The organism is Plantactinospora sp. A48 (assembly GCF_055793945.1).
In genome coordinates, this window is record NZ_JBTIXF010000073.1 from 23,388 (window position 1) to 31,558 (window position 8,171).

The 8,171-nt window shown below is 73.0% G+C and carries 9 protein-coding genes; 6 read left to right on the plus strand and 3 right to left on the minus strand.

Annotation, left to right across the window (positions count from 1 at the left end; genetic code table 11):
* Positions 1–40 precede the first annotated feature (40 nt).
* Both ACXN5W_RS26450 and ACXN5W_RS26455 read left to right on the plus strand, forming a co-directional pair.
* Positions 41–1,210: a TolB family protein gene (locus ACXN5W_RS26450; RefSeq protein WP_473161097.1), complete on the plus strand. Its 1,170-nt coding sequence runs from the start codon at positions 41–43 to the stop codon at positions 1,208–1,210.
* A 107-nt stretch (positions 1,211–1,317) separates the two neighbouring features.
* Entirely contained in the window at positions 1,318–1,806 is a 489-nt protein-coding gene (locus ACXN5W_RS26455) for a GNAT family N-acetyltransferase (RefSeq protein WP_473161098.1), read from the plus strand.
* 175 nt (positions 1,807–1,981) lie between these two features.
* Here the strand turns inward: ACXN5W_RS26455 and ACXN5W_RS26460 are convergent, their stop codons facing one another.
* Positions 1,982–3,229 (minus strand): MFS transporter, encoded by a 1,248-nt coding sequence (locus ACXN5W_RS26460; RefSeq protein ID WP_473161099.1) that lies wholly within the window; start codon positions 3,227–3,229, stop codon positions 1,982–1,984.
* A complete protein-coding gene (locus tag ACXN5W_RS26465) occupies positions 3,226–3,819 on the minus strand; it encodes a helix-turn-helix domain-containing protein (protein WP_473161100.1) in 594 nt (197 codons plus the stop codon). The genes ACXN5W_RS26460 and ACXN5W_RS26465 overlap by 4 nt, the downstream gene beginning before the upstream one ends.
* An 80-nt stretch (positions 3,820–3,899) precedes the next feature.
* Here ACXN5W_RS26465 and ACXN5W_RS26470 point away from each other — a divergent pair, with 80 nt between their 5' ends.
* The 3 genes from ACXN5W_RS26470 to ACXN5W_RS26480 all read left to right on the plus strand — a co-directional run bounded on the left by ACXN5W_RS26470 (position 3,900) and on the right by ACXN5W_RS26480 (position 6,091).
* Positions 3,900–4,418 carry a DinB family protein gene (locus ACXN5W_RS26470; RefSeq protein ID WP_473161101.1) on the plus strand — a complete coding sequence of 173 codons (519 nt, stop codon included), beginning with the start codon at positions 3,900–3,902 and terminating at the stop codon, positions 4,416–4,418.
* A 454-nt stretch (positions 4,419–4,872) separates the two neighbouring features.
* A complete protein-coding gene (locus ACXN5W_RS26475; RefSeq protein ID WP_473161102.1) occupies positions 4,873–5,142 on the plus strand; it encodes a hypothetical protein in 270 nt (89 codons plus the stop codon).
* Positions 5,135–6,091: a hypothetical protein gene (locus ACXN5W_RS26480; protein WP_473161103.1), complete on the plus strand. Its 957-nt coding sequence runs from the start codon at positions 5,135–5,137 to the stop codon at positions 6,089–6,091. The genes ACXN5W_RS26475 and ACXN5W_RS26480 overlap by 8 nt, the downstream gene beginning before the upstream one ends.
* 177 nt (positions 6,092–6,268) lie before the next feature.
* Here ACXN5W_RS26480 and ACXN5W_RS26485 read toward each other — a convergent pair whose 3' ends face one another.
* Positions 6,269–7,156 (minus strand): aminoglycoside phosphotransferase family protein, encoded by an 888-nt coding sequence (locus ACXN5W_RS26485; RefSeq protein ID WP_473161104.1) that lies wholly within the window; start codon positions 7,154–7,156, stop codon positions 6,269–6,271.
* Positions 7,157–7,353: 197 nt separating this feature from the next.
* Between ACXN5W_RS26485 and ACXN5W_RS26490 the strand changes: the two genes are divergently transcribed.
* Positions 7,354–7,980 carry a hypothetical protein gene (locus ACXN5W_RS26490; protein ID WP_473161105.1) on the plus strand — a complete coding sequence of 209 codons (627 nt, stop codon included), beginning with the start codon at positions 7,354–7,356 and terminating at the stop codon, positions 7,978–7,980.
* The last annotated feature ends 191 nt before the right edge of the window (positions 7,981–8,171 follow it).

The following is an 8,171-nucleotide window of genomic DNA, read 5'->3' on the forward strand; positions in this document are numbered from 1 at the left end:
CGCCTTGTCGATCGGACCTTGCCGGGCCCATGATGACGCGATGGACCCCGACCAGTCTCTCGCCGGGCCCGACATCCTGGAGCATGGCACCCGGCGTACCGGCGAACGGGGTCGCCGCTGGCCCCGGTGGTTGCCGGTGGCGGTCGCCGCCCTGGTCGCCGTGGCCGCGCTGATTTTCGGGGTACGCCTCGACCGGGCCGATCCGGTCGTCGCTCCGACGCCTGCCCCGACCGGTGTCGCGACCGGAGTCGCCCCGACAGGCCCGGCCGAGCCGGCGCCAGCGGTTCCCGGCGTGATCGACGTCGGGCACCCGCTGCTCGGGATCTCCGCCGGCTGGCAACTGTTCGGCTGGAGCGGCGACGTGGTCGTCCGGATCGAGTTCGCGCGCGGTCGGGTGACCACCACCGCCGTACCGGGCCTGGCCAGTGGGGGACCGGTGGCGTTCCTGGCCGGTCCGGATCGGGTGATCATCCGCCCGCTGGACGCGGTGGCCGGCTACGTCGTACCGGACGGCGGGCCGGCCCGGCCGCTGACCGGCGCGCTGGGCGGCGGGGTGGCGGTGGTCCCCGGCCCGGACCCGGGGACCCTGTGGCTGTTCGGCGACGACCGGAGCCGGCTGGACCTGGTCGGCATGGACGGTCGAAGCCGGCACCTCGCCCTGGCGGTGCCCACCGGGATGTCCGGCTTTCCCGCGTCCGACGGGGCGGGTTATCCGCTCTACACCGCGTCGGGTGGCAGCTACTCGATCCGTCCGGACGGCGTCCACCGGATCACCTCGGGCAGCCTGCTGGCCGTCGGACCGACCCGGGCCATCGCCCGGGAGTGCGACGAGAGGTACCACTGCGCGACAGTGGTGGTGGACCGGGGTACGGGCGCCCGGCACCGGTTGCGGAGCCGGATCGGCGAGTCCGAGCTGGCCACCGGGGTGCTCTCCGCCGACGGCGCCCGGGCCGCCATCGTCACGCCGGATTCGCCGCTCAGCCCGGCCGTGATCGTGCTCGACCTGCGTACCGGCGCCGAGCGGCGGCTGGACGTACCGGTGGAACCGGGCCGCTCCGACGGCGATCGGCTGGTGTGGTCCCCGGACGGACAGTGGCTGTTCGTGTCCGGGGCGGACGGACGGCTGTACGCGGTCGAGGCGGCGTCCGGGACGGTACGGGACACCGGCGTCCAACTCCCCCGGATGGAGTTCCTGGCCGTCCGTGGGTAAGGAAGGGCACCTTGTTATCGCTTTTTGTATAGGAAGGGCCCCCTTTCAACGGGGTCGACGGTACAACTCCGTGGCCCCGGGCGGGCTGGTGCGGCATGCTGCGCGACATGATCGAGTTGCGGGTGCTCACCGAGGACGACTGGCCACTCTGGCGGGAGCTGCGGCTGGCCGCCCTGGCGGAGGCGCCGTACGCCTTCGGGTCGACGTTGGCCGACTGGCAGGGCGCAGGTGACCGGGAGGAGCGCTGGCGGTCCCGGCTGGCGGCGGCGTACAACGTGGTGGCCCTGCTGGACGGCGAGCCGGCGGGCATGGCCAGCGGGACGCCGACGGACCCCGCGGACACGGCCGAACTGATCTCGATGTGGGTGTCGCCGGTGGCCCGCGGCCGGGGCGTGGGCGACCGGCTGGTGGCCGAGATCGTGCGCTGGGCCGGGGAACGCGGGGCGGCGACACTCCGACTGGCGGTGGTGCCGGACAACAAGGCGGCGATCGGGCTGTATCGCCGGCAGGGCTTCGAGCTCACCGGTGAACCGGGCGACCTGATGCCCGACGGCGTCCGCCGCGAACTGGTGCTGGCCCGGCGGCTGGCCGCCTGACCGCGTTCGCCCGCCGGGCGGAGGATCGGCGCCGCCGCCGCCGCCGCCGGCCCCGCGCCGCTGTCGCCGGGGCGGCGCCGGTACCGCCGACCCGGCCAGTGCCATCGACGTGGCGCCAGTGCCGTCGACGTGGCGCCGCTGCCGGGCCGGGCGCCGTAGTCGGGCCGGCCGGTCGTCACAGGCGGCGCAGTCGCGGTACGGGGGAGGCGAGCAGCCAGAACACCCCACCGATCGCGCCGACCGTGGCGATCCACAGGCCGGCCCGGACGCCGAGGGTGGTGCCGAGCGCCCCGCCCAGCAGCGCGCCGACCGGCCGGATGCCGTAGTTCAGCGTCCGGTACGCCCCGGACACCCGCGCCCGCAGCTCGTCCGGCACCACGCTGCTCTGGATGGAACCGCCGACGATGTCCAGGATCATCACCCCGGCGCCACTGGCGAACTCGACCCCGCAGAGGATCGCCAGCACCACCGGGTACGACCCGTGGGCGAGCGGGATCAGCACCAGCGGTGCGGGGAAGAGGATGTAGCCGACCACGAGCATGGGTCCCACCCCGAACCGCTCGGCGAGCCGGTGGGCCAGCGTGGCGCCGAGCAGCGAGCCGACGGCGGCGACGCCCAGCGTCACCCCCAGTACGCCCGGCGGGATGCCCAGGTACCGGGTGGCGTACAGGATGAACAGGGCGTGGAACATGAAGTTGAACAGGTTCATCGTGGTGCTGGCCGCCACGATCGCCCGCATCACCGGTGACTGGGCCAGAAAGACCAGGCCACGTCGTACGCCCAGACCCCGCTCCCGGGTGGGTTCCGGTTCGACCGGGTGGATCCGGCTGAGGACCCAGGCGGAACAGAGGTACGACAGCCCGTCCACCACCAGTGCCACCGGCGCGGTGAGGAACTGCACCAGCAGGCCGCCGGCGCTGGTGCCGGCCACGAAGGAGAACGCCCGCGCGCCGTTCAGCAGGGCGTTCGCCGGCAGGTAGTCCGCCGTTCCGACCAGCGACACGAACAGCGTGGTACGGCAGACCTCGAACAGCACGCTCAGGGTGCCGACCGCGAAAGCCAGCGCGTACAGCTGGGGCATCGCCAGCCAGCCGGTCAGGTAGAGCGCCGGTACGGTGAGCAGGGCGGCGGCCCGGCCCAGGTCCGCGACGATCATGAGCCGGCGCTTGTCGGCGCGGTGGTCCACCCAGGCGCCGGCGACCAGCGAGAACAGCAGGTTGGGCACCAGCGCCGCCGCTGTCAGAAAGCCCATCTGGGCGGGTCCGGCCCCGGCGATCAGCACGGCCAGCAGCGGCAGGGCCAGTTCGGTGATCTGATCGCCGAGCAGGGACACGGTCTGTCCCGTCCAGTAGCGCCGGAACGACGTACGGCGGAGCAGGGTGAGCGCCCCGGACGCGGCTGGCGGCGCGACCCGGGTGGTCATGCCGGCTCCTCGGCGTCGTCCGCCCGGTACAGGGTGACGTACTGCGCGATGCTGACCGCCCGCGCGCCCGGCGGCCGGCGGCTGGGATCGGTCTGCCGGGGCCGGTATTCGGCGATCAGGTCCTCCTGTCGGCGCAGCAGGTCGGCCAGTTCGTCGGCGGTGAGGAAGAGCAGCGCGTCCGCCGGTCCGGTGTGCCGGCGCCACTGGGCCGGTTCGCTGGACCGCTGCGCCAGCCAGCGCATCGCCCGGTCGTAGTGGCGCCGGGTGACGACGGCGTCGAGGTGGTCGACGGCGGCCTCCGTACCGGGGTCGTCGGTGGGGTTCTGCCAGCGGGTGGTCAGGGCGGTCGCTCGCCACGGCCGTTCCCGGGCGTCGGCGCCGGCTACCCGTTCGACCAGGCCGTACCTGGCCAGCTGCCGCAGGTGGAACGAGCAGTTCGGCACGTTGTCACCGAGCGCGCGGGCGGCCTGGGTCGCCGTCAGCGGACCCTCCCGGCGCAGCAGGCCGACGAGGGCCAGCCGCAGGGGATGGGCGTACGCCCGCAGGGCGCGGGGATCGGTCAGTTCGACGTGTCCGGGGGGCTCCGACATTTGCTAAAGATAACTCTAGAAAGATTTCTCTACAATGCCTGACTGATCATCGAGGGTCGTCGTCTTGGCATCATGGGCGGATGACCTGGACCGCTCCCGAGATCACCCGGCCCACCGGATCGCTGGCGGCAGACGAGCCCGAGCTGCTGCGTGGCCTGCTCGACTGGCACCGCGCCACCCTGCTGCACAAGTGCGCCGGCCTCACCGGGGAGCAACTCGCCCGTACGACGGTGCCGGGCACCAACCTGTCGCTGCTCGGCCTGATCCGGCATCTGGCCAAGGTCGAGCGAATCTGGTTCCGCCGTCGACTGCTCGGCGAGTCGGTCGCCGGTCTCTACTCCACCCCCGAGCGGCCGGACGCCGACTTCGAGGATCTCGACCCCGCCCGGGCCGAGGCCGAGTACGCCGCGCTGCTCACCGAGATGGACGCGGCCCGCGCGGCGTCGGCGGGCCTGTCGCTGGACACCCCGCTCGCCCAGCCCGGTGCCGAACCGGCCACGTTACGGTTCGTGTTGATCCACATGATCGGGGAGTACGCGCGGCACAACGGCCACGCCGACATGCTGCGACTCGGTGTCGACGGTGTGACCGGGGCCTGACGCGTCGGGCCTGACCGGCGTCCCGCGCCCCGGAGGGGTAACAGGGGGCCCTTCCTATACAAAAAGCGATAACAAGGTGCCCTTCCTTGCAAGCGTCGCGGCCGATGTAAGGACCGTCTGAGCCGCGTTTTTGCAACATCGGCCGAAAAAGTTCAAATACTCGCCGCGCAGGACCGGTTACTCATTGCAATGCCGCGTACCGGCCTTCAGGATGGCCTCGAACGGCGCGGCCGGTCGTCGACATTCCACCGGCAACACCACTCGAAGCCATTCCGCAAGGAAAGGGTGATGCTGTCGTGCGCGTATTTTTCCGCGCCGAGCGCTTGATCTGCCCACCACCATTCACCGGTCGGGGTGTTCCCGCCGGGTGTCGTGGTCCGGTGGGCGCGTCGGTTCAAGGGGCACGTCCGGCCGGTCCGTCGGGTTGCCGGTTGCCGGTCGGGGAGGTGGCGCGATGAGGTCACGCTGGGTCGCGCACCTGCCGTTCGTGGCGCCGGACCTGGCCGCGGCCCGGCACTTCGCCGGCACGCTGGCCCGCTCACTCGGTTTCCTCATCGAGTTGGACCCGGGTGAGACCACGGTCTCCGCCGAGGATGCGCAGGACGTCCACCATCGGGTCTTCTGCGACCGGCGGCTGGTGGGCGGGCGCCGGTGCGTCCGCCGGGCGGATCACGCCGGGCCGTGCACCGCGCAGGTCGCGCCGGAGGGCGGGGTCGATGACTGACCCGGTTCCGATGATCGCCTGCCCCACCTGTGCCGGCGGGACGCGGGTGCCCGCGGGCGGGTGTCGGACCTGCGGCCAACTGCGGCGGTGCCGGGCGCAGCTGGCCCTGACGGTGGCCAATGTGGACACCGGGGCGGTCCGGTCGCACACCGTGGAGCCCGGCGATCTGCCCGCCAGCCCAGCTCCGGACGGCGGCTGGCGGGTGACGTTGACGGACCGGATCCGGGAGCTGGCCGGCTTCGTCGGGGTCACCGGTACGCCCGATGAACTGACGCTCCGGCTGCCGCCGGAATGGCGTCCGGACCTGCCGGCCACCCGGCGGTACGAACTGGAGGCTCGGGCGGTCGCTGAGTGCGGGCGGGAGCCGTGGCGGGTGATCATCGGCCGGGACGCGGGCGCGGACACCGGGGTTCCGCGCCGGCTGGTCCGGTTCGGTCAACTCGCCGGGCCCACCGGGGACGGTGGCCTGGCGCTGTCGCCGGCCGCGCTGGTCCGGCTGGCCCGCGGCCTCGGCCTGGTGCTCGTGGTGACGCTGCGGGACGGGGTGCCCAGGCCGGCGTCGGAGCCGGTGTTGCGGTGGCCGGGCGGTCCCCGATGGCGGTTGCGACTGCTGTCACCTGCCGCATCGGTGCCGCCGGACGGTTTCCCGACCGACGCCACCGTCGGGGATGCCGTCGCGACCCTGCTCACGAACCTCGACCTGGAACTGGCTGGCGCGGTGCCGGCCGCCCCGGACGTACCGGTCCCGGCACCCCGGTCGGGTCCCGCACCGCTGCCCGCCGATCCGGTACCCATCCTCGTCCGGCTGGCCGCCCGGTACGCGGGCCGGGCCATTTCGGTGCGGTTCAGCCCGACCGACTGCGTGCTGTACCTGCACGGCGGGGACACGGTCCGGCCGCTCGTCCGGGCCGCCGATCTCGCGGCGCTGGCAGCCGGCGCGGGGCCCTGACAGTCGGGCGTTGGGCGGGCGGCGGCCACCCCACTCAAGCCCTGCGCACCCCCCCACGCGGTAATTTTCAGTTCCCTGGCCTCTCCGTTTCCCCCTCTTTCCCCCCCCCCCCCCCCCCCCCCCCCCACCCCCGGTGGCGTCGGGCCGGCGTGCCGGCGCGATCCGGTCGCACGCTGGTCAACCCAGCAACGCGGTCACCAGCCGCCGGCATCGGGCCGGGTCGACGGTCAGGCCGGCGTCGAGGGCCCAGACCCAGTAGTCGACCGTACGCAGCAGTGCCCAGTCCCGGGCCCGTCCGGGCTCCAACTCGGCAGCCGTCACGACGACGTCGAGACAGGCCAGGATCTCGTCCACCGTCGACATCTCGTCGATCCGGGTCCACAACACCCGGGCCAGGTCGTAGCCGGGGTCACCACGCAACAGCACCGGGTCGACGACGAGCCACGGTTCGCGCCGGCCGCCGAGCACCTGGTCGGTGTGCAGGTCACCGTTGACCGAGAGATCGGGATCGGGGCCCGGCCGGGACAGCCGGGCCGCGGCGTCGAGCGCGGCGGTCAGGGCCGGTTCCGGGAACGGCCGGTTCAGCCGTCGCCAGTCGGCCGGCAGGCGGTGGTGCAGCTTCGCGGCCAGGTCGGTGGTGGCCGGCACGTCGGCGGGTGCCGGCACGGCGAGCCGGCGCATCAGGCCGCCGAGCACGGTCATCGCGGCCCGCAGCGGTACGGCCCGTAGCGGTCGCTCGAGGTCGAGCCGTTCCAGCAGCATGGCGCCGGTGTCCTGGTCGGCGGCGAACAGCCGCGCCACGCCCCGGCCGGCCCAGAACTCCACCGCGCGCACCTGTTCGGCGAGTTCGTCGCCGGGCTGGTGCATCCGGAGCGCGTACGGCTCGCCGGCCCGTTCCACGGGTACCACCAGGGCGTTCGAGCCGTGCACCGGCTCGCCGGTGATCCGTAACCGCCAGCGGTGGCACTGCTGGTCGACCGTGTCCGGTAGCTGGGCCAGCCAGTCCTGGCCACCGCGCCACCAGCGTGGCATGTCGAGGTAGGACCGAGGCAACACGATGCTCACGAATGCTCCTCATATTGACGGATCCAAGGCTAATACCTTGCCTGACGGCATCCGTCGCCATAACTTCCTCTATGTCCGAGCTGTCCTTATCGCCCTGCTCGGTCGTCGGTTGGTGGCTGGCACGCCGCCTCCCACCAGCACGCCGTCTCCCATCAACCCGCCGCCCACCCGCCAGCCATTTTTTCAGGGAGTCAACCATGAACACGCGCGCCAGAATCATCGGTGCACTCGTCACCGTCACCGCGGCCGGCACGCTGGTCGCCTCGGGCATGACCGTCACCGCCGCCACCGCCGCCAGCCAGAGTCTGACGTTCAGCATGGTCCGCTCCGCCACGGCCGTGCAGGCGAACTGCCTGCGGAACGCCCATGCGACGGTCCGGATCGTCGCCCGCGAGTTGAACGAGTCGATGACCGTGACGGCCTACGGCCTGCCGCCGGCGACCAACTTCGACCTGTTCGTCCTGCAACTGCCGAACGCGCCGTTCGGCGTCTCGTGGTACCAGAGCGACCTGCGCTCCGACCGGTACGGCCGGGCCTCCGTCACGGTGATCGGCCGGTTCAACATCGAGACGTTCGCCGTCGCCCCCGGCCGTGGCCCGGCGCCGAACACCCACCCGCGGGTGGACGCCACCAGCAACCCGCCGTTCGCGCCGATCCACACGTACCACCTGGGCTTCTGGTTCAACTCGCCGGCGGAGGCCACGGCGGCCGGTTGCCCCGGCGGGACGACGCCGTTCAACGGCGACCACACCGCGGGTGTGCAGGCCATGAGCACCCGTAACTTCGCGGATCTGACCGGCCCGCTGCGCAGGCTCGGTTCCTGACCCGTCCGGCGGGTGCCCGGCGCCGACCGCCGACCGGCGACCCTGGGCACCCACCCGACGGCGGGGGGGGGGAGGGGGGGGGGGGGGGGTGGAGAAGGCAGGGAGGGGGTGAGGGGGGGGGGGGGGGGGGGGGGGGGGGGGCTCGCGTCCCCTTCGTGGGGGGCGGGGGAGAAGAACCGGGGGCTGGCCGT